The sequence below is a fragment of the Bradyrhizobium sp. 23 genome (assembly GCF_023073295.1).
GTDB lineage: Bacteria > Pseudomonadota > Alphaproteobacteria > Rhizobiales > Xanthobacteraceae > Bradyrhizobium > Bradyrhizobium canariense_D.
The window spans coordinates 492320-517849 of sequence record NZ_JADPJF010000042.1 but is presented as its reverse complement, the minus strand read 5'-3'; the positions used below and the strand labels follow the sequence as shown (position 1 = coordinate 517849).

Here is a 25530-nt window from a genome sequence, read left to right as displayed (position 1 = left end):
CCTCGTAGCGCCGGCGACCGTTCCGACCAACAAGCCTGACCCGCAGTTTCTGATCATCGTCTGCCATCACAAGGTGTCCACCTATTTTGGTGGACACCTCATGCATCAGAGCACTCAAAAGCAAAAGGTGCAGGGAAATTCGCGCTTACCGTCAGGGTTCAGGGCCACGAGTTCATCAGCGAGAGCCGGAAGCAAGCCATACTTCCCATTTGCCTCTCGAACGTCGATGACGAGGTTCCTTCCTTCCTCGTAGCCCAGCGCGCGAAGCGCACCTCTCAATGTATTACTGCCTACTGGGGATCTCCCGGAATCAAGGTATCCCACGCGCCACCGACGCGATCCTTCACTCTTCCCGCCTGTCGCAAGAAGAAATGCAAGGCCGCTGGTCAACCAGGCACGGCGGGTTACGAATGGGCGCATGGATCTACCCTTAGGAACCGTCCGGAATTTTTAGCACCTTCGCAGTCAATAATCGAGAGATGCAGATGGAGCATCGTCAAGCGTGCTGGGTTCTCCTATCCATTGGTGGGCGGACCAGAGGGGTTCATTGTAATATCTTCCGCCATGGCGACGCTGCTATAGTCCGACGCACGCAACACGTCCTTGGAGGACGACATGAAACGCCGTGGCTTTATTGGTGCGCTTCTCAGTGCCGCCTTTTGGCAGACCACAGCGCAGGCACAGGAACGCACAAGGGTCGCTACGGTCGGATACGTCGACGCCGCATCTCGCAGTGCGGGTATGGAAGGATTGCTTACCGGTCTTCGTGAACTCGGATATGTTGATGGCAAAAACATCAGGCTGGTCCGCCAACAGTTTGCCGCTCCAACTGTAGAGAAAATGAAAGAAGCCATTTTGGCAGTGCTTCCATACGTCGATATTCTTGTCGTCGGAGGAACTGTTGGCGGCGTCGCGGCAAAATCCGCGACTGCTGAGATTCCTGTAGTATTTATTTCAGTCGGCGCGCCTGTAGATATCGGACTTGTAAGAAGCTTGGCCAAGCCCGGCGGCAATATGACAGGGGTGACGTTTGAAGCGGCCGAGGAAACGTACGCGAAGCGGCTTCAACTTTTGACGGAGGTTGTGCCTGGTCTTTCTAACGTGGCCATATTAGGAGCTGTTGGCGATCCGAATTTTCCATTTGCGATGGTATCATTGGAGCGGTCTGCTCCGGGCTTAAAAGTCTTACTAACGCGGGTCGCCGTAAATTCCGCTGACGACCTACCACGCGCGTTCGATGAGATGAAGCAGACTCGCCAGCAAGCTCTATTGGTAGTTTCCGGCTCGCTCACATATGGCAGCATTAAGGAGACAGCTGATCTCGCGTTGGTCAATGGGCTACCCTCTTGCCACGGTTTTAGGGAGGCCGTGGCTGCCGGGGGACTGATAAGTCTTGGACCTGATTTGGTGTCCTTGGGCCGTCAAAGCGCGCGATTGGTAGACAAAATCATTAAAGGCGAGCGTCCTGCAGATATTCCGGTCGAACAGCCTGCGCAATATGTGATGAGCATGAATCTGCGGACTGCAAAGGCGCTCGGTCTCACCGTGCCGCCATCATTGCTCGCGAGGGCCGATGAGCTAATCGAATAGTGACAGGGACTTCCGCATCTGGCCCATTGCGTCGGTTGGCGCTGTGCAGCGGCAGGTCTGGAGTCGGGGGTAGAGCAGAAGTCACCGCCGCCGGTGCGGACCGCCGCCTTTGACCCGAACCGGACATACGTTGTTTTTTCCATAACACGTTGAGCCGTCCGCGACTTTGGAAGACCCGCGTAGCACTCGATCCCGAGTGATAAATCGAGCTCCAAAAGTCGAGCAAGCATTACGCTGGACAATTCGTCGGCGAGAAAGCCGTCCATGAATTGAATAATGATGCTTGCAGTTCCGCCGTTGGCTTTGAGCTCCGAAAAGAACGCCTTGTGAGGCACCAGTGCGCCGATCAGACATGATAATTCAGACGCAAAGCCTGGATCTTCGACGACGTATTCCGTGCTGCGCCGCCATCGCGTGGTAGCATACGTTCCGGACAGGGGCGTGCCCTTCGCGGTTCTTCGGGGAGCGCCGACACAATGAGTGACGTCGGGCTCCATTCTTAGGCTTCTGGTGATTTGGTCCGGCACTAAGGTTGGATGCACGATGAACAGGTCGAGAAAGAACCTGTACTCACCCGCGCTGCTGGATTGTTCGGCCATTGGGCGCGCCATCTACTGAGCGCTTGCTTAATCGAGCGCAGCGACGAATGTCAATTTCCGGTTGTGGCGCATTGCGTCGGCTGCCCAGTGCAGCGGCAGGTCTGGAATCAGGGCAGAGCAGAAGTCATCGCTCCAGTGGGGACCGCCGCCTTTGACCCACCCGGACATACCGAACGACGCACAGCTTCGGCCTGCGCTCATTTTGGCTAGTCTAGCTTGGGATGACGATCGTTGGACGACGCAGTCCGCCGATCGGCCAGCGCAGCTCGTACCGTGTCTGCCATCGGACTCCAAGCAAACCAACCCGAGAAAGCTCGAAGGTCGGCGGGCGTCCCGTCCAGCCGGACCTGCTGCCTATGCAAGGCTTCGGAGAAGCTTATGCGCCCCAGCCAAACTCTATAAAACGCCACGATGTCCGTCGAGACGATCACATCGATATCGAAACCGGGATTCTTGAGACAGACCGAAACATCCGCGCGCTCGATCAGAAGCCAATAGCGCCGCCTCGGCCCACCACCGAAGTCGAACTGGATCACGACGCGGCGTTTCCCTACGGCCTCGATGCGCACGCGGCGCCGCATCCACCACAGCAGGACGACGGGATCGAGTTCGTTCGGCCGCGGATCACCGAAAGCCCAGCGCGCTCCCCATCCGCCAAATTGGTCGATAATCGGTTGCAGGTCGCGCCCGGCGGATGTCAGTCGGTATTCAGTCTGCTTGCCCCGTGGGGCACCGCGCCGTTCCAACACGCCGGCTTGCTGCAATCGCCGCAGCCGTCCCGCAAGCAGTGTGCGGGACATGCGAGGAAGACCGCGCTCAAGTTCGTTGAAGTGATTAACGTTGGCAAGCAGCTCGCGGACAATGAGCACGGTCCAACGGTCGGCAAGGATTTCCGCCGCTCGCGCCACGGGACAATATTGGCCGTAACGGTGCATGATTGAGCGTATCACGCCGCGCAGGGGTGCGGAAGTAGTCCGGTCTACGCACTAGTTTAGCGCCCGGCGAGCGGCTTACGCTGCAGCTTCGATAGCCATTGGCGTCGACTAGCGGCAACAGGAGATTTATCATGCCAAACGATAAACCCGTCAGACGCGATTTTCTTCTGGCTCTCGCAACGGCACCGTTCGCGGCATTGCTTGGACAGGCCGGCGAAGCGCGCGCGCAAGTAGGCGTAAGCCCAGTCAAAGTCGATACCAGCGGCTTGGTCGCCAAAATCAAGTTCGAGGCGCCGCTTGAAGGATTTCTCAAGGAGATCAATGGAAAGTACAAGCTCAGAGTCACCGAGTTGACGCTTGCGCCCGGCGGACATGTGGGTGAGCACAATCACGAGGGCCCGGGCATCCGCCAAGTCACCTCCGGCTACATGACTTACGTCTTGCCGGATAAGACTGTAGTTTACGCCCCGGGCGATTTCTTCTTTGAATCTGGGGATATAAACCACACCGTTTTTAACAAGACGGATACACCTATGGTGCACGTGCTCTTCGAAATACTGCCGGTTAGCCTGAATGGTCCTTCGCTGATTCCGGTCAGACATCATTAGAAGGTCGTTCGCCTGTGACGTGGGCTCGCAAATGAGCTTGGCCGCTGCGAGCGGACTGTCCATTTAATCCCTGGATGGGACATCCGGACCGTCGTCAACGTGGCGCCTGAAGCCGTCCCTGGCAACTGCTGCGTGTTCTGTTCCTTCGGCACCGTTTCGTGCCCGCCGATGCAAGAGAACGGTAAGGGCGCGTGCTGTAGCTGAGTCGCCTCAGTTGCGGCCTCTGTCCACACCCACGACCAGCGGTAGCTGAGCGCCGTTCCCACCTCCCACCTATCGACAATTTGCCAACCGGCCGACGCGGGGTTTGAGCGCGAAATGCGCAAGCCTGCCCCCACGAAAACCGGAACCTACCTGATGGCCGCCCGGTGAAGATCACGCTGGGTGAAATGCGCTCGGCCGGCGTTCGTGGTCTCATCGTCTTCTGCCTGCGCAACGCCAGCCACAACGTCATCCTGGGGCGCGACGCCGCCGACCAGTGGCCGGACGAGGTCAGGCTCTCCGATCTCGCGCCGCGATTCGTCTGCAAGGCGTGTGGGAAGCGCGGCGCCGACGTCAGGCCGGGCAGCGAGCCCACCATCGCCGCTGTCGTCCTGCCCGCACGAAGAGAGTAAGGCTGCCTGAGTTGGCGGGCTCCCACGGCGTCAATCATCTTGCTTCTCTGAGGTGATCTGACCAGTCCGTGGATCGGCATGGAACTCCATCTTCTTGCCGCCCTTGATGCCTTCACCCTCCCAATGGCCATCATCGGCTTCGAGCTTCGTAACCTGCGAATAGCCAGATTGCATAAGCTTTGCCTGGACCTGTTCCATGGGCATCCAATCTGGCCCAGGCTGATCAGCGTAGGCGAATGGGGGGGCCAACAAGATCGAGGCCAAAGCGGTAGCGGCGGCGAGTTTGCGCATAAATCGTCTCCTATCCGGGTCACCTGCAACGAGGCGAGCGAGTATTCGTTGCTTCAGGGTTTGCTGAAAAAAACGTCAGCGTTGTCGCTCTGCGCCATGAAGCTCCACTGGGCGATGCTGCAACATTTCCCGACCGGTCCAACTTCGGTCGGGGAACAAATTCACCAAGCGAGACTCCAGTCCCTGTGTGTTGCGTCGTGGAGTTTGTCAGTGGCGTCTCAGCGTAAGAAGGCAAGCGCGATTGGGGTGAAAACGCCGTATCCCGGCTTCATCGAGCCGCTCCTCGCCCAGATGGTCGAGCGGGTTCCGCGCGGGGAGCGCTGGCTCCACGAGATCAAGTACGACGGCTACCGCGCCCAGCTCCACATGGTGCGATAAAGGTTTACACCCGGCGCGGCCACGACTGGACCAAGCGCTTCCGCAAGATCGCAACCGACGCCGACTTGATCGGCGTCGGCTCCGTGATCATCGATGGCGAGGTCGTCGTTCCTGGCGAAGGCGGCAAGACCGACTTCTCGATGCTCCAGAACAGCCTCAGGGGGACCGCCGAGAACATCGTGATGGTGGCGTTCGATATGCTGTACCTCAACGGGCGAGACCTTCGGAGGATGCCGCTCGTCGACCGCAAGGCCCTGCTGAAGCCGGTGATCGCGGGCACCGCGATCGAGCTCAGCGAGCACTTCGAGATCGGCGGTGCCGAGCTATACCGCGGGGCCTGCAAAGCAGGGCTGGAGGGCATCGTCTCCAAGGTCGGCAGCTCGCCATACGCGGCGACTACTGGGTCAAGACCACCTGCGCCCACCGCGAGACGCTGGCCATCGCCGGGTTCGCGCTGGACGGCAGCAAATGGGACGGCCTCTTTGTCGGTCGACACATGGGCGATGAGTTCATCTACGCCGGCAAGGTCGACCACGGCTTCGACAAGGAGTCCGAGACCGAGCTGCGGAAGCTCCTGAAGCCGCTGATCAGGAAAACGCAACCCTACACGAAGCGGGTGTCGCACAAGGGTTTCTGGGTCGAGCCGAAGCTCCTCGCGGAGGTCGAGTATCGGGGCAAGTCCGCCGAGGGCAAGGTCCGGCACCCGTCCTTCAAGGGCATCCGGGAGGACCTCTGATGTGCGCCTGACTCCCGCCGAGCAGATCGAGCAGAGCTACGACCTCGCCATGATGGCGCTGGCCGACTACCTCACGCACGAGCGCGATGCCACGGCCACCATCGACGCGCTGATCCGCATTCTCGATCGTGACAGCCTGCGCGATGCCTCACCGAGGTCATGGTCGACGCGCGGGTGCATCCGAGGCCAACATCGGATGCCCCGAAGGTTGATCCATGAACTGCGCCGCCTGCCAAGATACTGGCTGGGTATGCGAAGCCCACCCGGACCACTCTTGGGATGGTCCACACGCCTGCGGCTGCGGCGCAGCCGGCGATCCTTGCCCCCGCTGTAATGCTTCCTCGGAAGCCGACCGACCGCGACCGCCAGCGGGCTTTCGGTTCAGCTTCGGCCGATTGGCGGATCTGGCCCGGTTCTTCCGCAAGACATAGGAGCCGGTGTGATCTGACGCGAATATTGCCGCCAAGCCTGAGACGCCGCCCGGTCCTACTTGCGGCACAAGATAGAGAGGCCCGCTAGCGTGAACCAGCGAGCCCGTGCTCTAGCTCGGCCGCGCTTTGATTAGGACCAATGGCCGGCGCTAAGCCTGTCTAACAGCGGCGTCTTACCGCCTCGAAACGCCGGTGCATCCAGCGAGACAAAGCCCGGGTCTACGCTGTCCTCTTTCCACGCTGCGCGCACAAATATTTTCGCGGCTTGCCCAACGTCCTCTGACTTCACTTCGCCCAACCATAAGGCTATTGCCAGCATGACAACGGCGTCTCTGCGAATATGGGTCGGTACTGATCGAGAGATTGTCTGATCGGCCAGCGTGAACAGTGGATCTGTCGGCGCCGCGATGACGCCGGTCAATGTCGGCTCTCGCAGGTTGGTCACGCGAATGATGGATGACCTTCACTCGGAGAGCCACAACGTCTGCTTCCGGGTGATGACCCGACCAAGGTGAAGCAGTCTGCTATGGGCAGCTTGTGACCCAAGCGGACGACGAAGTCCGGTCAGCCGTGGCGGGCTCACAACCAGTTTTGAGATCACCTTTGTTCTCACCTGCCCTAGATATCTTTTGATACAACTTGGTGGCTGGTGGTCGGCTAGGCTCGCGCCCATGGGCCAACATTCACTTTGCACGGAAACCCCAAATTGTTCATCCTGCGACGTCGCAATGCGATGGTTCAGGTCCGAACTGGTTCGTCACCCGACAGGATCGGTAACGGTCCACGAGTTTATATGCGCGAGTTGCGGCCACGCGGAATACACCGACCGGTACCTTCTCACCCGGGAGTGGCGCTCTCGGCCGTCTTAGGAGCAAGCCGCCGAAGACCAGCTGACGCTCTGCCCCTGCTGCTTAGTTTCAGGCGCGGAACTTATGTGCACTTTGGAACTTGGCATGGGCCGCAGGAGCGCGTCGGAGGCAGGGTAAGTGGAAAATACTTTATTGCTGGTCCTTGTGGTTGAGGACGAGCGATTAATTCAAGAATTGGTTGAAGCCGCGCTTACGGAAGGTGGATTTGAAACGGAGATTGTTGGCTCTGGCGAGGAAGCGATCACGCTGCTTCAAGACGACGCGACGAACTATCGCGCGCTGCTTACCGACATTCACTTGAAAGGCACGCTCACCGGCTGGGATGTTGCGAAGCGCGCCAGAGAAGTCAATCCAGAGATACCGGTGGTCTACATGACCGGGGCGGCGGCTAATGAGTGGCCGTCTCACGGCGTGCCGAATAGCCTTCTTTTGAACAAGCCATTCGCGCCTGCACAGGTCGTCACGGCCGTGTCTCAGCTGCTCAACGAGATGCCCCCGCCACATGATTAAGCCGCGCCCCAGTTAGACCGGAAGTTTGCAGTGAGCGTTGGACCGACGCTTTTGACCCTCAGCGGACCTAACGAGGCACGCCTTTGCGTACCCGGCTCTCAGGAACGATGAGAACCTCACGTATTTGATATTGGGAATTGCGGATATTGTAACCGAAATGTTCAACCTTTCCAGGCAGCCGATAAAGATGCGCAAGGCGGACGACCTGCACGACCGGGCCTTGCAAGTCGCGGCAGACACCTACCGGCTAAATTTATTTAATCAGCTTACGGGGCGAACGACCCCCAAGGGACCATCTGTCAGCGATGGTGAACTCACCGAAGCCATACGCCAAAGCTTCACGCACGTGAGCGATGGACGGTTCCGAGAAATGATCGAACTATCGACCGACGCTGCCCTCGAAGCCTACGAGAGGGTTTCTGCTGCCTTCAAGTTTTCCCGTTCCCGGCGCTCCAACTGATTGCCTCCCTCGCGGTGCCGATAGCGAAACTGGTCGGAAAGCCAGAACCCGAACTAGTCCTAGCAACGCGCTCGCTAACGTCGGCTCTTGGGCCCTTAGCCGACCATTTGGCGAGCGCTTTGCTAAGTCGGCTCCTTGGGGTAGACCGGACGCCCTACGCTGTTCTCCGGTCATCCAAATCGGCCACGCTGGCGCCGCTCAGGAATGCGGCCCAGTCCTTCATTAACGCCCGGCGCTTCTCCAACTTCTGGCCTCGCTGATAGGCTGCAGTGGTTTCACTTTTGTATTTGTGAGCCAGCGCGGCCTCGCGTACCCCGTCCGGATAGTCGGTGCATTCCTCAGCCCAAGTTGCGAAGGTCGACCGGAAACCGTGCACTGTCACATGCCCGTAGCCGAGACGATCAAGTACCGCGAGCATCGCGTTTTCGGAGAATGCTCCACCCTCGGGATTGGTGAAGATAAGTTCGCCTTGACGTCCGTCTCGCATCTCGTCGAAGACTGCCAACGCGGGATCGGTCAACGGAACGTAATGGTCTTGATCCATTTTCATTCGCTCGCCAGGGATCTTCCAGGTCGCGCTTGGGCGATCGATCTCCAACCAATGCGCTTCAACCGCCTCGTTCGTGCGGCAAGCTGTGAAGATCAGGAAGCGCAGCATTGCGGCAGCAATCCCGGGCGCGCCGGCAAGGAGTTTCATGAACGCTGGCGCCTCAGTATAAGGCAAAGCTGGATGATGGCGGACGACCCGCTTGGGGCGCTTTGGCAGCTTTTCGCGCAACTGCCTCGTTAGCTCGGCCGGGTTGCGGAAGTCCGGGTCGTCGATATCGACGTTCTTCGCGATGATCGTTTCAATCCGACCCCGGACCCGGTTCGCAGTCTCGCGCTTCTCCAACCAGATCGGCTTGAGCAGATCGTGGATGTGGCTTGGCTTGATCTCCGGGATCGTCAGCTTCCCTATGGTCGGATAAGCGTAGCGCTTGAGAGAAGAAGGCCATTGGTCGCGATGCTTCTCGCTCCAGGTCGACCAGTTCGTCCGGATGTAGACCTCCGCGCATTCCTCGAACGTCGGCAAGACGACCTTGGCCTCGACGGCTTTCGCCTCTTCGCGCGCCTGCCGCCTCTCCTGCACAATGTCTACGCCGGCGGTGCTGCGATCGCCCTTCACGCGCAGCCGCGCTGCATCGCGTGCCAGCCGCGCATCCTTTAGCGACACATCTTTTAAGGAGCCGAGCCCGTGCCAGCGCTCCTTGCCATCTTTCCAGAATCGGTACGACCAACTTTTCGATGTTGGTCCTGTAACGATCAAGTAAAGCCCACCGCCATCGGCGTATTTGCCGGGCTTGGTTTGGCGATCGACGTCGAATGGTTTGAGCCTTCCAGCCATTGTTCCCCCAGGAAAACCGTCCTCCGAACCCACGGTCAAAATCTACGGTCAGCGACCTGACTAGGATGAACCCCGGCGAACTGCGAAGTACAGCGGTTCGGCGCAAGTCACTGATTTTGCTGTGGAGTTCGAACGACTGCGAACAGAGGAGAACAATATACTGGCGGAAGGGGTGACCGTAGCTTTGTGGCGTCACGCGAGGTCACTAGCGATCACGAGCGCACCCTATATCACTGAGCATGTTTCACTATCCCCAAGTTTAGGCGATCATGAGCAATCATGAGGAAACAGGCGCAAAGAGCAGTGGTGAACTCGGAAAGGTGAATGGCTAGCGTGGCGATTAACCAGCGAGGTAGCCACAGTGCACGCACCAAATCCCCATAGATCATCCCAGCCAACCAGCCCTAGAAAAGGTCTCACCCTTAAAATCATTCAAGCCCTTGTCCAAGCCGCTCAGCCGGGCATGTGGGCGCACGAACGCGGGTTGTGCCTTGCGGTCGCCAAAAGCGGTTCAGCGTTCTGGGCGCTCCGCTATTCCACGGCAGCCGGTCGGCGGCGGCTCATGACCTTACAGCAATACGAACCCATCGATGCAGCCGGACTGAAGGCCCTCGAATGGCAGGTTGCGGAACTCCGCAAACTGATCAAGGCAGGACGCGACCCGTTGACCGAACGAGACGCTAACAGCGCAGCGACCGCTACGGCGGCTACGACGGTCAGTCGAGCAGCTGTTGATACATTCGAGGAAGTATCCCGCGACTACATCGCTCAACACAGGGATGGTTGGAAAAATGCCAAACACCTTCAGCAGTGGGAAAACACGCTGGAAACCTATGCATATCCGATCATCGGCAAGTTACTCCCGCACGAGATCACGACCGATGACGTGTTGAAAGTCTTGCGACAGGATCACGAGCGCGCGGGAAAGAACGGCACGCTTTGGACAGGCGCGCGCGAAACAGCATCGCGAGTGCGTATGAGAATTGAAACCGTGATCGGCGCAGCGAAGGCGAAAGGGATAACCAATCCTGAGACGCGCGAAATTTGGATCAACCATCACAACCCGGCCCAATGGAAGGATCACCTTGAACATTGGCTGAATGGCAAACAATCGAGGGGCCATTTCCACGCGATGGATTGGAAGGACGTTCCCGCATTCATGATCGAGCTGCGGGAGAAACCCGACTACAGCGCAAAGGCATTGATGCTGACAATTCTCTGCGCAACGCGCACGAACGAAACGCTAAACGCGCAACGCACCGAATTCGATCTGGATAATGCCACATGGACAATCCCAGCAGAACGCATGAAAGCGGGCGTTGAACACCGCGTCCCCTTGTCGGATGCCGCTGTTCAGCTTTTACGGACGCTGCCAACGATCGATGAAAACCCCTACGTGTTCGCCGGTATGAAGCGTGGTAAGCCGCTTAGCGACATGAGCATGTTGGAAATGCTACGCGGAATGCGCGAAGGCTTCACAGTACACGGTTTTAGATCATCGTTCCAAGATTGGGCGGAAGATACAACTATGCATCCGGACGTGATCACCGATATGGCGCTCGCGCACACCATCAAGAACAAGACCAAGCGGGCTTATCGTCGGGGTAATGCATTCGACCGTCGTCGCGATCTCATGCAACAATGGTGCGATTATCTCCTGACGGACGCATCAACATACAAAGCGAAATGGGCAAAACTGATCGCCTGAAAGGTGAGTTGTGTATAATCCCCGGAAGAAGCCCGTTCGCGGGCTTTTTCTTTTTGACGCATCATGAGCGAATATGAGAGTGCTTAGGTAGTCGCGCAGTCGGATGACAGCGGCGTAAGGGTCGGATGGCCTGAGTTGCGGTAGAGACGCAGCGAGCGTGGGTGGATGCCCTGCAATGCCCATCAATTCAAAGCAGGACCCCGCCCATATGTCCCAAGACAGCACGACTATTCTGACTACCGATCAGGTTTGCCAGCGCCTTACGATCTCAGCGCCAACGCTGCGGCGCTACGCCAAAGCAGGCCAGGGCTTTCCTCCCAAAATCCCCTTAGGTCCCCGTCGTGTTGGCTATCTCGCCAGCGACATCGAGAACTATATAGCGAACCGGCGTAAAGCGGCCCTTGCCACAGCGGACGGCTAGTCGTTCCGGTGAGTGGCAGCAATTTTGTGAACTCTCTCAAAGCACTGGGCGGAACGTTCATCCCCCTTACAGAGAAGTAGGCCCTGCCAGTGGCACCCGGCAGGGCCTCAAATCAACGTCTTTCAGGAAAGTCCGATGACTATATACGCTCATGCCGCGCGGCTCAACAGCTGCGCGCCTCTAACCCTGCGCGCTTTCGATAGCGGGACGCCATCCCCTCACCTCGCCGATCCTCTCGCGGGACTGAAAGCCCTTCCGCAATGGGTACTGTGGCGACTTGAACAATACGATGGTGAACCGAAACCGCGCAAAGTGCCATACAATCCGAACACGCTTCAACGCGCCGACACGACCAATCCGACCACATGGGCAACTTTCGAGACCGTAACGACGATCGCAACGATCAATCCGGAATTTCGGATCGGCTTTGTTTTCACTTTAAACGATCCATATATCTTCGTTGATCTTGATGCGTGCCGCGACCCGGGCACGGGCACATATAACGACGAAGCAACGCATATTTGCACGCGCTTATTTCCGGGCGTAGCGGCCGAGGTCAGCCAATCAGGAACAGGCTTACACCTGATCATGAGAGGCGACAAAACCCAATTCGGCAACCGTCGCAACAAATGGGGTGGCCGATTTGAGTTTTATCAGAACAACCGCTTTATCGCCATTGCGGGCAACGAATGGATTGGTAATGCCGACTTAGAGCAGACAGCATCGTTGCAGACATTCCTTCCAATCCGGGAACATGATCGCGACAATCAAGAAATCGACACCATCCGCGATCCACGATGGTCGGGGCCGGAAGACGATCAGGAACTACTGATCCGCATGTTTGCATCTGATGACAGGATGTCTTCGGAGCGAATTGCCGAGTTGAACGACGCTATCATGCGCGACCCGAGCAACTTTGTCGCGAAAGCCCAATTCGACATCTTAAGCCGCCGCGTTCCATTCGCCGCGCTATGGAACGGTGATCCAACGGCATTGAACCAGTTCTATCCGTCGTCATCGCCAGGAAAGCCATTCGATCACAGTGCAGCGGATTTGGCGCTGATGAACAAGTTGGCGTTCTGGACCGGTAAAGATTATGAGCGAATGATCCGGCTGTTCAGCTTGTCCGCATTGGGCAAGCGCGACAAATGGTGTAGCCGGGGTTATTATCGCAATAGAACGGCTGGCAGCAGCTACGTAACGTGTCGCGATGTTTATCGAGGCACCAATCAAGAGCGACGCGACAAACAGCGCAAAGAAAATGAGCGTATCGGTGAACAGCTTGAATTCGATATCACGACAAAGCTGATCACGCTGGATGAAATGATCAATGATTTCTATTTCGTCAGCGGCGTCGGGGCGTCTGGTGGCGTAGCGAATGCAAAGACGCTGGGTGTCTTATCCGTTGCGGTTGCGCGCAACGAATACGCACCGTCCAGGCATCCGCTTGAATACACCGACAAGCGAACGGGTGAGACGAAAACGAAGATCGTTCCGGCTTTTGAGCAGTGGCTACCGCACGAAAAGCGAAAGCGCGTCGATAGCGTTACATGGAAGCCGGAAGGCGGATCAATTTGCGACGTTCCGGAGAAAGTCGGTCTAAGCGGGTTCAATGTGTGGCGCGGATTGATCAAACCGACTTGGCATGACCATTTCATCAACGACGACCAATTACGAGAGCGATGGCTGATCAGATGGCGCGAGCACCTCGCCTATCTTGTACCCATCCAATCGGAGCGCGATCTTTTCGAACGCTGGCTTGCGCACATCTTACAGCATCCCGGCCAGAAGGTTGAGACGGCATGGTGCTTCGTCGCTAATATGACCGGCATTGGCCGCAACTGGCTTGGTAGCGTTCTCTCGCGAGTGCTACGCGGTTACGTGCTGAACAACGCTATTTTGGACGTTGTTCTAGACGGGAAGTTCAACGGTCGAATGTCGCGCAAACTGTTGATGATCGTTGACGAAGCCAAAGCGGGAATGCGCGGCCCGAACACATGGGCGCTGTCCGAAAAACTGAAGACGATGGTCAATCCTGACTTTCGCGAGATCAACGAAAAGCACGGACTAGAATGGGTTGAGCATAATGCAATGCGCTGGCTTGTATTTTCGAACAATTGGGACGCGCTTCCGATTGAGCGCGACGACCGACGATGGAACATCGTTGAAAATCCGACGAAACCGCAACCAACGACGTACTACAAAGAAATCTATGACCTCGTTCGGCGCGATGAATTTATTGCGGCGGTATGGGCGCATTTGTCTACGCGGTCACTTGAAGGCTTCAACGTTGGCGATCGATCGATAAACAATGCCGCGCGCGAAAGGATGCTCAATAGCGTTTCGACCGATCTTGAACAGGCGCTAAAGGAATTCAAAGACCAATGCAGCGCCCAAGTTGTCGATTACATCACTATCGAGAACTTTCTTAGGCAACGGGCACCCGGCGAACAACTCAATAGAGCCGCCATCCGACGCAACTTGATGAAGCTCGATATGATCTATCTCGATAAACGCATTGGCACCGGCAACGATAAAAAACGGATGGTGATCGTGCGCGATTTGAAGCCCGCCGACGTTTACGACAACCCCGCCCGTTGGCTGGCGCGCGCAAGTCACAACGCCGCGACAACCTTTTTCAACCGGCCATCGGAATAATCATCAAGCCCGGCTGTGCCGGGCTTTTTGCTGCCAATTCCCGTCACAGTGCAGCTTCCATAATTCTTGTTTTCGTCTTCTGGACAGCTTGGGCAGCCTCTTTACTCCCCTACAGAAAAATACATCAGACATGTTTTACGGCGTAGGGGAATAGGAGACCTGCCCAAGCTGTCCAGCCGAAATTATGGGAAACTAAGGACCATATTTTAACAGGACGGCGATCGGCGGAGAGACCTTCCGCCAGCCCCTATTGAAATTGCTGCGAACATTGGTGCGAGCGACGCCAACTAGCCACCTTCATTCACCAATCGGGCAACCCGGCGCGCGCCGCCCGACCTGCTGCTCCATTTCCGGCGAACGCCGTCGCAATATTCATTGCTTGACCATCGCAATAGTCATCGCAAGTACACCGCAATATTCATTCGAATATTCAGCGCAATGATCATCGCAATATTCAACAATATCAAGTAGTTATCCACATTCATGCTTGACATTACTTGACGCTGGAGAGTATTCGTTGGCGTGTCAAGGAAGGGATTGCTGATGAATGACGTTGCCAAACCTGCGTTTCCGTTGCGGTTTGATAATCAGCCGGATCAGAAGCCGCTCACGTTCGAAATGAATGATAGCGGTCGCGGCATCGTGCTCACGACGCGCGGGGCGAAAGGGCAAACCCAGGTCACCTTCTTCCCCGTGATCAATGATGATGGGCCGCTCGGTCAGATGGTCCGTTACATGGGAGAGTGCGCACAAGCGTTCATCGGCGATCACGACAACACCATCAAGAATTTCATTGGGGATGAGTTGAGCGCGCGTGTGCGCGGCACGTATCTCTCGCGGTTTCACAAGGCTTGCAACGAGCTTCAAAAGATCGCCATCAAGGAAGCCCAAGACGTTGCCGCATCGCGCGCCGGGTTGATGGCCGTTGATCCCGCATCGGCCGCAAACAGCCATTTGCGCGCCGATGCTCTCGCCAAATGGAACGCTGCCAAGCAAGCCGATCGGGAAGCCATCGCGATTGACGACAACACGCCGCATGAGTTCACCGCTGCATTGATCGAATCTGGCGCACTGGCGACTGTAAGCGATCGTGCACGCGATGCCGCGCTCACACGCTATATGGCTCAACGTCTTGTGGCGAAGTCCGGATCAACCGCAGCGCACCAAATCGCACCGAGCTACGAAAATCCGATCGCATGCGGCCCGGATCACCGCGCCGCCCGCGATGCGGCTAAGCGCGAATTGGACAAGCTAACTGCGCGATCGGAAGCACTCGCAACAGTCGGAGACATGCTCCGTGGTCTCTGCGACAGCATGTCGCTCGCAACCGGCATGTCGAAGCACGACGCTTATCGGATGCTGATCGCGAAGTAGTCAACGCAACAACCGGGCGGACAACATCGCCCGGCCACCACCATCAACGTGAGGGCTTTTGCTATGAGGCGCGGACGCCGTCCGGATTTTCCGCGCGTCGTAATCTTGCGAGTCGCACAGTGGTGCGAGCACAGGCAAATACGAATTTTCTGGACGTAGACCCGATGACCGCACTGCCAAACCTTGCCGTTATTCACGGTAAATCAACGGGAGCGAAAGACGAACGAGGCCGCTTCGTATCCGGCCCGGCGAACACCGGGAGACCGGTTGGCGCTCGTAACAAGCAATCCGCTGAATTGATGAAAATCGTCCGCGCGATGGGCAATCGCGCTGCCGCAAATTTGTCCGATGCTTTGGACGCTAAAGAGCAATGGGCAACAACTCTTGTGCTTCGTTACTGCCTCCCAAGCTCGCGCACGCAGGAAATGCACGGCGCTGACCCGGAAGATATCAAGGAAGCATTTGTTGCTGGCGACATTTCGGCGGATGAAATGAAAGCAATCGCAACCGCAATTGAGAAACTGAAATCTGTCGCGGATATCGATGATTTACGCAATCGCCTAGGCGAATTGGAACAACTGCTCAATGCCAATAGGTGATCGCGACCGCAACAGGCTTGCTGCACTTATTGCGATCGTGAAGCCTGCCCACAGCATCGCAGCAAGACTGGACGCGATAACGGATGAACAGCGCAATTCTTACGCCGGTTGGAAAGCACGTTGTGAACGATGGATTGAGTGGTGCAAAGCGCAGCACGATGACGAAATCGAAGATGATGCACGCCCATACGCCTATTCACTTCAACGGTACCCGCCGCCAACACTGCGCCGCGATGTAGAATCCGCACTTTTTGGCGAAGCACCAAAGACACTCAAGACGGACACCGAAGCCGACGCCGCCCGCAAATGGATGGATTATTCGCAATGCTTATAGCCGACAACTCGCCGCTTCGCGATGTGCGAATTTACAAGGTGTTTCATCCACACCCAATGATCTACGCGTTCAATCGCGACGGCTTGATGCATTTTGCGAGTGCGACCGAACACGATCGCATTGAAGGCGAATACGCAACCAACAACAACCGCGTCATCCGGAAGTGCGATGCGCTCTATTTTGACAACTATCAGCGTGAGCCAGTGCGCGAGATACACTTTTTCGCAAATATGCAAACGCCCAATCTCTCGATTAGTCCCGATACGCTAATTCGCATCATTAGCCTGTACATGTGGACGACACCCGCTCACGCGTTTGAAACGCCGCGCGACTTCCGGCTGTTCTTCGAGAACGACAACTACTCTCTGAATGAGGCGGAGCGTCTATTCAAAAGCTACGTTGATCAACTAGCGATGCGCTTTCCGGAGAAGTGCCGCGAACTGCGCAAATAGATCGGCCAATCGGACGGGCCGTCTTTCATCGTCCGAACAACAGAAGGTAACGTTCCCCATGGCAACGAAACTGCTTAGCCACAATGCCCACAGCGAAGCCGGAAAATCGCATCTAGAATATATGCGCGAATTGCTATCGAAGCATGGCGACGAAGCCAAAATCGATCTGCATGCTGACCACATGCGATCCCTGCTCGCGTTCGCATCCCCCGACAAACGTTAATCGAATGCACCGGCAGAGGTTAGCCGCTTCTCCATTGCCGGTTCATGCAACCCCGGTGGTCGTGCTGGACGTATGCAGGCCATCGGGGACAGTCCAAGCAAAGCGGACGCGCCCTCCTCCCGTTACATTGTCATCACTCATAAATTGGGCGCACTCGCCAAACCGTCTTACCAACACAGTTTATATCCCTGTGGACATCGTCGCGCGATATCGGCCCGATGACCGTTCATGGCCCCCTGTGACGCCTTGTGGTCCCTCCTGATGCTAGCTGGCCACTTTTGACGGGTCGGCTCGAAACGCCCATCCTGAGCGCTCCTGAAGCCATCGCAGCGCGCCCATCGGAAGGCAAGAAATCATGGACTTGGCTCAAATCGGCTTTAGCGCGGAAACATCCGATCTCGATAGAGCCAAGACCAGCCTCAACGCGCTTGTGCCTGCTGCCCGTGCTGCCGAACAGGCGGCTGATAACGTGGCTGCGTCGATGGGCGGCGTAAACAAAGCATCGAGCGCGACGACCAAGGTGATGATGGCCGCGAGTGGTGCGACGGGCGCAACTGCTGCCGCCAACAAAGTCGCTGCGGCTGCGGCGAATGACAACATAAATGCGACGAACAAAGCGCGACAAGCCGCCAACGGGCTGAGTGCTGATGCGAAGAATCTGTCGTATCAGCTTGTTGACGTGGCGCAAGGCCTCGCGTCCGGTCAGCCCGCGTTCCAAATCTTCGCGCAGCAAGCCGGGCAAATCGGTCAGGTGATCGCGACGTCGAAAGGTGGTCTAGCCGGGTTGTTTAAAGAATTGACCGGTGCGATCGGAGGTTTCTTTACCGCAACACGTACCGCTGCGATCGGCGGTGTTGCGCTCGTCGGCACATTGGGTGCAATCGCGTCAGCGGCAATTAAGTCAGCGTTGGCATTGGACGATGTCCGAACCGCGACGGATTTAACGCTAAAGCAGGCGTCGGGATTGCAAACAGCGACCACGATCAAAGGTATCTCGAAGGACGATTTTGCGGCCGGTATTCAGGCATTTGCCAAATACGCTGACGAAGCACAGCATAACATGGGTTCGCTGAACGGCCTTATGATCGCGAGCGGCAAAAGTGCAAAAGACTTGACCGGATATCTGGCCAATGTCGCCGATATCGTCGCACAAACGAACAGCAATGTTCAAAAACGCAATATTCTTGAAGCCGCTGGACTGCCGACGACCGCGCAATGGGTGCGGTATATGTCGCAAGGTGGTCAGGCCGTCCGCGATGCTGCGGCGGGTGCTGACAACTTCAATGAACAGGCAAACGAAAAGCTGATCGCGAACGCTCGCAAATTCGACGACATGTGGAACAGCGCGATCACCAATTTCAGGAATAACTTTGTCAATGCCGTCGTCACTGCTACGGCCAGCATGGAGACGCTTTTTGACAAGGTTGCGAAAGGCGCTGCAAGCTTTGGCAATTCCAGTTTCTGGAAAATCTTCCTCCCGTCCAATCACGAAGATATCGCCAAGCAAATGGGCATTGAGAAGATTAGCGACAACTTCAAGGAGCGGTTCGGTTCGTTCCAGCAACCGGCGAACGCTGCGCAACTCGCTACCGGTCTGCAAAAGCGAAGCGGAGCGAAGAACGGCGATCAGCAAACGCAGGCGCAATTGCTCGCTGCTAATCAGTTATCGCAACAGCGCATTTCGATCCTGGGCGATCTTGCGAGCGTTGAACAGCAAGTGAAGCAGAAACAGCTTGAATTGACCGCAGCGGGCCTGCAAGGCGTCGGTGTCAGCAAAGACATGGCCGCAGCGGTTGTGAACAACACGCGCGCGATGGCCGAAATGAACCGCGTGCAGCAACAGGCAACGGCTGGCGTCTATGACGCAAACGCCGCGCGCAAAGCCGCAGCGGACACGTTGCAATCGTGGATCGACAAAGGGCTGATCGACAAGAACAACGTTGAGCAGATGGCGTCAGGTCAGCGCGTCTTGGCACGTTCGATCGAACAAACGCGCGACGCAGCAGCAATTGCAGCAGCACCGTTGCAGCAGTTGAAGCAACTCGAATTGGATAGCAGCAATTTTGCAAAAGTGCTGGATACCGGTGTTACAGGCGCGCTCAACAACCTTGTGCAGCCCATCCAAGACGTGATGAACGGCGTTACATCGATGGGGCAAGGGTTTAAAAACGCTGGCGTCATCATCCTGCAAGCCATTCAACAGATGATAATCAAAATGTTGATCCTCGCGCCGATCGCGAAGGCGTTGCAAGCGGTCTTGGGTGGCTTCGGTGGCGGCGGCGGTATCGGCAGTAGCATTCTCGGTTTGTTTGGTCTCGGCAGCAACGCAACCGATGGCATCGGCGGATACGGCCCAACCGCGCCCGTGAAGAATGCATTAGGCGGTGTCTACAATTCACCAAGCCTAAGTGCTTATTCCGGGCAAGTCGTGAAGTCGCCGACGCTGTTCAAATTCGCATCGGGCGCGGGATTGATGGGCGAGGCGGGGCCGGAAGGCATCTTGCCGTTGAAACGCGGGCCTTCGGGCTCGCTTGGCGTCCAAATGTACGGTGGTCAACAGGGGAGCAACGACAACAGCATGCAAATCACGTACGCCCCTACATACGGCGATATTGCCCCGGGGGCTGATCCGCAAGCAATCGCGGAGTTGCGGAAGGCGCAAGCCGAAGACCGGCGCAATTTCCAAAACAATGTTGCGCAAAGTTTAACGCAGCTTCGCAAGCGCAACGTGAGGGTATGAAAATGTCAATCGAAGTCAACGTTCGAAGTGGTGAAATCTCCAAAACGATCCTCAATGCTGGCGATATTCTGATTGTCCGCTCGGACTCGAATTGGGTTAGCGGCGTTGTCCGCGACGCCTCAAATCAGGCCGCAGTCATCAGCCCGAATTCTAAAATCGCAATCGGACCATATCCGGACGTTAGGCAGTTCAGCATCGAAGCCGCCCCAAATTCAATACAGGGGGAGCCTTTGATGTATAGCGTTGGCAATTCGCGGCGCGATGATGCGACAGAAGTAGTTTTCGCCCGGTCGTCGTCTAACGTAAGATCATTCAGTGCATCGTTCACGCTTGACGCGACCTATGATAAATTCGATCTCGTGTACAACGCCAGCACCAATGTGACCGTCACCGTTCCGGCCAATCTTCCCCAAGGCTTCAAGGTCAAGTTCATTGGGACGAACTTGACCGGAAATATCACGATCGCTGCCGGTGCGGGCGCGACCAATCGAGACGGTCAAACCACGCTCGCTTCCGGCAAGAACGGCACGCTGACCATCACGCGGCAAAGTGCGAAGAACGACGCTGCGCAATACGCTCTCAGCGGCGATTTTGCCTAAATCTGCCACGTTAGCAGCCGAACATTTGCGAAAATCACTGCTAACAATGGCCGGGCTTTCATCGCGTCCGGTCTTACTGGCTTAACGCTTCCCGTTCATTTGAGGAAACGAAACCATTTTACCGCACGTTTCCGGTTTGAACATTTCGCCGATCATTTCGGCTTCTGTCGGACCTTTGATTTTTACGACGAACACATGAAGTCCCGCGTAACCACCGGCTGGTGTTTTTCCGTTAGCTTCAACGCACACGCAAGAGCCAACACCGCTCGCGCATGGGAACGGCGGCCCGATCGCAACATCCTTTAGTGAATCTGCATCAGTGAACATGCGAGATTTGCTCGAAATTATTGCATGTTTTGCGGCGTCGGTGGCCGGATCACCAACCGGCTTTTTGACCGCCTTCGAAGCCTTGTCGAAGCAGGCCATCCGCGCGGTAGCATCAGCGATCGATTTGCAGTCATCCGCCAGGGCAGCAGTCGGGATAAGCAGCAGCATGCTCCACATCGCAATGCGGGCGAAAGTCCCGTTGTAGTCCATCACCAATCCCCCAACTCCAATGTTAGGTTGCATTGATGGCGAGGGATATTCATCTGGTCAAGATCGCATGCGCACCACGATGATCGGCGGAAATATCATCCGCCCCGTTCGCGTCGCAAACGCTTGAAATGATTTGCGATGACTATTGCGGAAAAACTTCACTCACCAAACAGCTAGCCATCTGGCGCAAAGCTCCGCTAAGCCAAAATAGCGGATGCCTTCCCGGTCGGAAGTTGATCCCACGTTCGACCATCCAACACCCTACCCGTTTGCTTCTTTTGCACCCCGCCCCACTGCTTGAAGTGGAAGGCAACGCCCGCGTCTACGCACTGATCCCGAATAGATCGCACCCAATATGGGTCCATCGGGCGCGCGGCGGGACCACTTTCGCCGCCCGCAATGGCCCAGTCGATGCCCTCTAGATCCAAGTTGTCAAGTGGACCAAGCAACGGTTCTAAGCTCAAGAACTTGATGAATGCCGGTGTCGAACGCAGATGGTCAATTCGATCGGTATATTCGTCGTTTTCGACGCTTACGCCCATCCAGACGTTATTCGGCCAGGGCAGCTGGTTCGCAATGCTAGCGAGCCGTTCTGCACGTTTGGTCAAAATTTGAAACGTGTGGTGTCGAGCACGTTGCATCACATCAAAAACCTTGCCGATGAATTCCAGCGGCACGTTCTCGTGAAACAAGTCCGACATTGAATTGACGAAGATAACCTTGGGGGTCTTCCACTTCAGCGGTATGTTTAAGGCAGCATCGTCTAGAACGATCTTGCCGTTCCATTTGGCGCGTCCACCTGAAACACGCGTTGTACCCGCGTACTTTGGTTGTCCCATGGCCTCCAATCGCCTAGCAAGGCGCATCGCATAGCAATTGGTGCAACCCGGTGACAGGATCGTGCACCCTGCCACCGGATTCCATGTTGCTTCTGTCCATTCGATTGGTGAGTTAGTGGCCATCGCGGCCTCCCTACTTGAACGTAACCTTTACGCGGTCCGCGAAGGTGACGGAGCCCGCCCGTTTGGGTCGCTTCGCTGCTGGTGGATCAGCTGTGATAACTCCTGATGCCTCAAGTTGTCTAAGAGCCTCTTTGTAATTCTTGTCGGTGTACGGGGTATCAACGGAATGATCTTCGTAAATCTGGCGCATCGTTAAAGTCTCGCCTGCAAACACCTTGGGCAAATCCGCTAGTAGCTTGTCGAACGGTTGCAACAGCGAGAACAACAGAGGAGTGGAAGCGTCTGCCGGAGAGTATGTGAATGAAGCAACGCCCTGATCATCCGTCGAGCTTTCGCCCGCCATAATCGCTTTCATGATCTCGTAGCCTTTAAAGTGCTTCGATACGAAGATCAAACTATGCGAGGTTCGCGCACCACGCTTGAAACGAAACGGCAGCACGAATTTTCCACCCATGCCTTTGATCGCCTGTGATAGCTCTTCAAGGATTAGCGTCTCACGCTCATCAGGCGATTTCCCTTCGATCTTCTTGCGCAGATCATCTGCACGTTCAACACCGAACAGAGCGTCCATGTGTTTCTTGACCAAGTCGTTCGAAAGACCAGCATTGATGCGTCCATAGTTGAAGAAAAAGACGCAATCGCATCCCCAATCTTTAATGACGCCATTTACGATTTTGAGCGACAGCCCCTTATAGCCAAACGGATCAACGAACGTGAACGAAGGTACCAATCGAGTTTCGGAAAGTTCCTTTTCGGCGTCGGCACCAATCTCGCCACAGTTCACGGTCGGCTTGTATTTGAGCTTCTCTATGCCGGGCAGCGCGTCGATTTCTCCTTGCAGTGTCGCTGTATGGTTTCCATCCGCATCGTTGAAGATAGTGACCAACATGTCACACATGTTCTTATCTTCAATAGCGTGCTCCAACACGAGGAGCGGCGTTGACGCAGCGCCGTCCTTGTAGCGTCCGGGTCCAGCATAAAGATCGATGTAGGCAATCTTGCCTCCATGCAGTTTTGCACTCGGTATGATCACGTTGGCCCACGCGTAAAAGTATTTCTGGATAATCCTCGCTTTAGTTTCCGATTGATCCGATCGTTCATCAAAAAATTTTGCACCTGCCAACGGAGTCGTTCCTTGCACAGCTTCGGGTGGATTCGCTGCCAGCATGCACGTTACTCCGCAGATTCGACAGGCACTATATCGTTCTCTATTTGTTCCGTCTAGGTGTGACCTTGGCTCCCCCAAGCGCAAGCTACGGTATTGGTTAGTAGCTTTTGGTGAACGGAAACCGCCGAACGTTGAATCTATTAGATTTTTTCGCTTGACTGGCGGAAGGGGTGGGATTCGAACCCACGGTACCCTTGCGGGCACGCCGGTTTTCAAGACCGGTGCCTTAAACCACTCGGCCACCCTTCCAAGTTCGGAATTGCTGTCGCTTAACGCAGTCGACGGCGCATGGCAACGCGAAGTTGGCGCCCGCCCCTTCCCCGACATCGGATCTGTCAGGCGAGCGTCAGCCTGTTCCCTTACCCTATGCCCTCTCGGCGATCCCGGACACTGGCGACATCTCCCAGGGCGTCGCCGGTTGCGAGGCCCGGTTTGGAGTCGCCTCCGTTTCCGGGCCTCGTTTGCTGGCTGCAAAGAAAAGCGGCGCCCCCGTTGGGAGCGCCGCTTGAATTCTTCGTAAGCTAGCTTGGGCTCAGTACCCGCAGGAGGCACAGTTCATCTGCACCGGGGCGTAATAGGAATAGCCCGGCTGGACCATCTCGACGCGCTGGCGCGTGGCGTATTGCGGCGGGATGCGCTCGTACTGGACGCTCGGCGGCGCCACCATCACGGTCTGCGGCACCATCACGGTGCGGTACTGCGCCGGTGCGCGGTGCGCCACGACGGAGCCGGGCGACACCATCACGGTCTCGTCGACGGTGCGGTATTGCGGCTGCACGTATTGCTGCTGGTAGCAGGTCGTGCACGGCGGCGGCGTGTAGCAATTGTAGCAGCCGGCGGAAGCCGCGCCGGTCATTGAAATCGCAGCGACGACTGTTGAGAAAACGACAGCGAGAGTGCGAGACATTATTGTGGTGCCCCAATTGCCCGAAACGGATTTGCGAAGATCGATGGCAGTATACGCCGCAAAATTCTGAGCTGCCGAAGTTCATCGGGGCATCCTTAATGCAAACGGCCGGCTCGCGCCCGCCGTTCAGAACTTGTTGACCATGCGCGATGCGTGATGCTTGCGATCACACCCGCACGTGACGCACTTACTTCGGGCGCCGCTTCACCTCGCGCACCGCGCCGCGCGCGGCGCTGGTGGTGAGCGCGGCGTAGGCCTGAAGCGCGGTCGAGACGTTGCGCTTGCGGCCGATCGCCTGCCATGCGGCATCGCCCTTCGCCTCTTCCGCGGCGCGGCGCCTGGCGAGCTCCTCGTCGGAGACCTCCAGCGTGATGCTGCGGTTCGGGATGTCGATGGCGATGCGATCGCCGGTCCTGACCAGACCGATGTTGCCGCCTTCGGCCGCTTCCGGCGACAGATGGCCGATCGACAGGCCCGACGAGCCGCCCGAGAAGCGTCCGTCGGTGACGAGCGCGCAGGCTTTGCCGAGGCCCATCGATTTCAGATAGCTGGTCGGATACAGCATCTCCTGCATGCCGGGACCGCCGCGCGGGCCTTCATAGATGATCACCACGACCTCGCCGGCAACGACCTTGCCGCCCAGAATGCCTTCCACGGCGGCGTCCTGGCTTTCGAATACGCGGGCGGGGCCGGAGAATATCAGGATCGAGGCGTCGACGCCGGCGGTCTTCACAATGCAGCCGTCCTGCGCGAGATTGCCGTAGAGCACGGCGAGGCCGCCGTCCTTGCTGAAGGCGTGCTCGAGGTTGCGGACCACGCCCTTCTCGCGGTCGGTATCGAGCTCGTCGTAGCGGCGCTCCTGGCTGAAGGCGACCTGGGTCGGGATGCCGCCGGGCGACGCCCGGAAGAAGGTGCGGACAGACTCGCTCCTGGAGCGCTTGATGTCCCAGCGCTCCAGCGCGTCGCCCATGTTCGGCGCGTGCACGGTCGAGACCGACGTGTCGATCAGGCCGGCGCGGTCGAGCTCGCCCAGGATGCCCATGATGCCGCCGGCGCGATGCACGTCCTCGACATGCACGTCGGCGACCGACGGCGCGACCTTGCAAAGGACAGGCACGCGGCGCGATAGCCGGTCGATGTCGCGCATGGTGAACTCGACCTCGCCTTCGTGGGCGGCCGCGAGCAGATGCAGCACCGTGTTGGTCGAGCCGCCCATCGCGATGTCCAGCGTCATCGCGTTCTCGAACGCCTTGAAGTTCGCGACATTGCGCGGCAGCACGCTAGCGTCGTCCTGCTCGTAGTGGCGGCGCACGATATCGACGATGGTGTGGCCGGCCTCGACGAACAGGCGTTTGCGATCGGCGTGGGTTGCGACCACCGTGCCGTTGCCGGGGAGCGCAAGGCCAAGGGCTTCCGTGAGGCAGTTCATCGAATTGGCCGTGA

At 57.1% G+C, this 25530-nt stretch carries 25 protein-coding genes, 1 tRNA gene and 1 pseudogene; 17 read left to right on the top strand and 10 right to left on the bottom strand.

The features are described 5' to 3' along the window. Window positions 1–615: 615 nt before the first annotated feature. Window positions 616–1590: an ABC transporter substrate-binding protein gene (locus IVB32_RS12325; protein WP_247402075.1), complete on the top strand. Its 975-nt coding sequence runs from the start codon at window positions 616–618 to the stop codon at window positions 1588–1590. 805 nt (window positions 1591–2395) lie between these two features. Here IVB32_RS12325 and IVB32_RS12320 read toward each other — a convergent pair. Next, on the bottom strand, window positions 2396–3124 hold the full coding sequence (locus tag IVB32_RS12320) for a helix-turn-helix domain-containing protein (protein WP_247374890.1): 729 nt from the start codon (window positions 3122–3124) through the stop codon (window positions 2396–2398). A gap of 131 nt (window positions 3125–3255) precedes the next feature. On the opposite strand from IVB32_RS12320, the gene IVB32_RS12315 reads away from it, so the two are divergent. Continuing rightward, window positions 3256–3732, top strand: a complete 477-nt coding sequence (locus IVB32_RS12315) for a cupin domain-containing protein (RefSeq protein ID WP_247367707.1) — start codon at window positions 3256–3258, stop codon at window positions 3730–3732. A 368-nt stretch (window positions 3733–4100) separates the two neighbouring features. After that, the gene (locus IVB32_RS12310; protein WP_247367708.1) at window positions 4101–4346 is read left to right on the top strand and encodes a hypothetical protein; all 246 of its coding nucleotides are present in this window, start codon (window positions 4101–4103) and stop codon (window positions 4344–4346) included. Between the two features lie 30 nt (window positions 4347–4376). On the opposite strand, the gene IVB32_RS12305 is transcribed toward IVB32_RS12310, so the two are convergent. Beyond that, window positions 4377–4637, bottom strand: coding sequence for a PepSY domain-containing protein (locus tag IVB32_RS12305; protein WP_247338831.1), 261 nt, complete (start codon window positions 4635–4637; stop codon window positions 4377–4379). 210 nt (window positions 4638–4847) lie between these two features. Between IVB32_RS12305 and ligD the strand changes: the two are divergent. Next, a pseudogene (ligD, locus tag IVB32_RS12300) lies at window positions 4848–5751 on the top strand (non-homologous end-joining DNA ligase). A 1-nt stretch (window position 5752) separates the two neighbouring features. After that, window positions 5753–6085 carry a hypothetical protein gene (locus tag IVB32_RS12295; RefSeq protein WP_247374886.1) on the top strand — a complete coding sequence of 111 codons (333 nt, stop codon included), beginning with the start codon at window positions 5753–5755 and terminating at the stop codon, window positions 6083–6085. A 227-nt stretch (window positions 6086–6312) separates the two neighbouring features. Here IVB32_RS12295 and IVB32_RS12290 read toward each other — a convergent pair whose 3' ends face one another. After that, on the bottom strand, window positions 6313–6603 hold the full coding sequence (locus tag IVB32_RS12290) for a hypothetical protein (RefSeq protein ID WP_247374883.1): 291 nt from the start codon (window positions 6601–6603) through the stop codon (window positions 6313–6315). A gap of 565 nt (window positions 6604–7168) precedes the next feature. Between IVB32_RS12290 and IVB32_RS12285 the strand changes: the two genes are divergently transcribed. Together IVB32_RS12285 and IVB32_RS12280 are read left to right on the top strand one after the other, a co-directional pair. After that, a complete protein-coding gene (locus tag IVB32_RS12285) occupies window positions 7169–7561 on the top strand; it encodes a response regulator (protein WP_247338837.1) in 393 nt (130 codons plus the stop codon). Window positions 7562–7718: 157 nt separating this feature from the next. Continuing rightward, window positions 7719–8021, top strand: a complete 303-nt coding sequence (locus tag IVB32_RS12280; protein WP_247374880.1) for a hypothetical protein — start codon at window positions 7719–7721, stop codon at window positions 8019–8021. A gap of 154 nt (window positions 8022–8175) precedes the next feature. Here IVB32_RS12280 and IVB32_RS12275 read toward each other — a convergent pair whose 3' ends face one another. After that, window positions 8176–9405: an integrase arm-type DNA-binding domain-containing protein gene (locus IVB32_RS12275; protein WP_247338840.1), complete on the bottom strand. Its 1230-nt coding sequence runs from the start codon at window positions 9403–9405 to the stop codon at window positions 8176–8178. A gap of 463 nt (window positions 9406–9868) precedes the next feature. On the opposite strand from IVB32_RS12275, the gene IVB32_RS12270 reads away from it, so the two are divergent. From IVB32_RS12270 to IVB32_RS12225, 10 genes are all read left to right on the top strand, one after another. Beyond that, window positions 9869–11113: a tyrosine-type recombinase/integrase gene (locus IVB32_RS12270; protein WP_346659059.1), complete on the top strand. Its 1245-nt coding sequence runs from the start codon at window positions 9869–9871 to the stop codon at window positions 11111–11113. 175 nt (window positions 11114–11288) lie between these two features. Next, window positions 11289–11534 (top strand): helix-turn-helix domain-containing protein, encoded by a 246-nt coding sequence (locus tag IVB32_RS12265; protein ID WP_247410430.1) that lies wholly within the window; start codon window positions 11289–11291, stop codon window positions 11532–11534. 135 nt (window positions 11535–11669) lie between these two features. Further along, entirely contained in the window at window positions 11670–14192 is a 2523-nt protein-coding gene (locus IVB32_RS12260) for a DUF5906 domain-containing protein (RefSeq protein WP_247395615.1), read from the top strand. Between the two features lie 543 nt (window positions 14193–14735). Continuing rightward, window positions 14736–15566: a hypothetical protein gene (locus IVB32_RS12255; protein WP_247395613.1), complete on the top strand. Its 831-nt coding sequence runs from the start codon at window positions 14736–14738 to the stop codon at window positions 15564–15566. 164 nt (window positions 15567–15730) lie between these two features. Next, the gene (locus IVB32_RS12250; RefSeq protein ID WP_247410428.1) at window positions 15731–16165 is read left to right on the top strand and encodes a hypothetical protein; all 435 of its coding nucleotides are present in this window, start codon (window positions 15731–15733) and stop codon (window positions 16163–16165) included. Beyond that, window positions 16152–16499, top strand: a complete 348-nt coding sequence (locus IVB32_RS12245) for a hypothetical protein (RefSeq protein WP_157643044.1) — start codon at window positions 16152–16154, stop codon at window positions 16497–16499. Before IVB32_RS12250 ends, IVB32_RS12245 begins: the two co-directional genes overlap by 14 nt. Then, window positions 16490–16951: a hypothetical protein gene (locus IVB32_RS12240; RefSeq protein WP_157643045.1), complete on the top strand. Its 462-nt coding sequence runs from the start codon at window positions 16490–16492 to the stop codon at window positions 16949–16951. Before IVB32_RS12245 ends, IVB32_RS12240 begins: the two co-directional genes overlap by 10 nt. 58 nt (window positions 16952–17009) lie before the next feature. Continuing rightward, entirely contained in the window at window positions 17010–17174 is a 165-nt protein-coding gene (locus tag IVB32_RS12235) for a hypothetical protein (protein WP_018457881.1), read from the top strand. A 355-nt stretch (window positions 17175–17529) separates the two neighbouring features. Continuing rightward, entirely contained in the window at window positions 17530–19914 is a 2385-nt protein-coding gene (locus tag IVB32_RS12230) for a phage tail length tape measure family protein (RefSeq protein ID WP_247395610.1), read from the top strand. Between the two features lie 2 nt (window positions 19915–19916). Beyond that, window positions 19917–20513 carry a hypothetical protein gene (locus tag IVB32_RS12225; RefSeq protein ID WP_247395608.1) on the top strand — a complete coding sequence of 199 codons (597 nt, stop codon included), beginning with the start codon at window positions 19917–19919 and terminating at the stop codon, window positions 20511–20513. Between the two features lie 81 nt (window positions 20514–20594). Here IVB32_RS12225 and IVB32_RS12220 read toward each other — a convergent pair whose 3' ends face one another. From IVB32_RS12220 to ilvD, 6 genes are all read right to left on the bottom strand, one after another. After that, entirely contained in the window at window positions 20595–21050 is a 456-nt protein-coding gene (locus tag IVB32_RS12220) for a hypothetical protein (RefSeq protein WP_247410424.1), read from the bottom strand. A gap of 197 nt (window positions 21051–21247) precedes the next feature. Beyond that, window positions 21248–22012: a phage Gp37/Gp68 family protein gene (locus tag IVB32_RS12215; RefSeq protein WP_247395590.1), complete on the bottom strand. Its 765-nt coding sequence runs from the start codon at window positions 22010–22012 to the stop codon at window positions 21248–21250. Window positions 22013–22022: 10 nt separating this feature from the next. Continuing rightward, the gene (locus IVB32_RS12210) at window positions 22023–23180 is read right to left on the bottom strand and encodes a three-Cys-motif partner protein TcmP (RefSeq protein ID WP_247395579.1); all 1158 of its coding nucleotides are present in this window, start codon (window positions 23178–23180) and stop codon (window positions 22023–22025) included. Between the two features lie 159 nt (window positions 23181–23339). Continuing rightward, window positions 23340–23429, bottom strand: a tRNA-Ser gene (locus IVB32_RS12205). Window positions 23430–23712: 283 nt separating this feature from the next. After that, window positions 23713–24036 (bottom strand): hypothetical protein, encoded by a 324-nt coding sequence (locus tag IVB32_RS12200; RefSeq protein WP_085385228.1) that lies wholly within the window; start codon window positions 24034–24036, stop codon window positions 23713–23715. 238 nt (window positions 24037–24274) lie between these two features. After that, the coding region (gene ilvD, locus IVB32_RS12195; RefSeq protein WP_247410422.1) for a dihydroxy-acid dehydratase at window positions 24275–25530 on the bottom strand (1256 nt) is incomplete at its 5' end.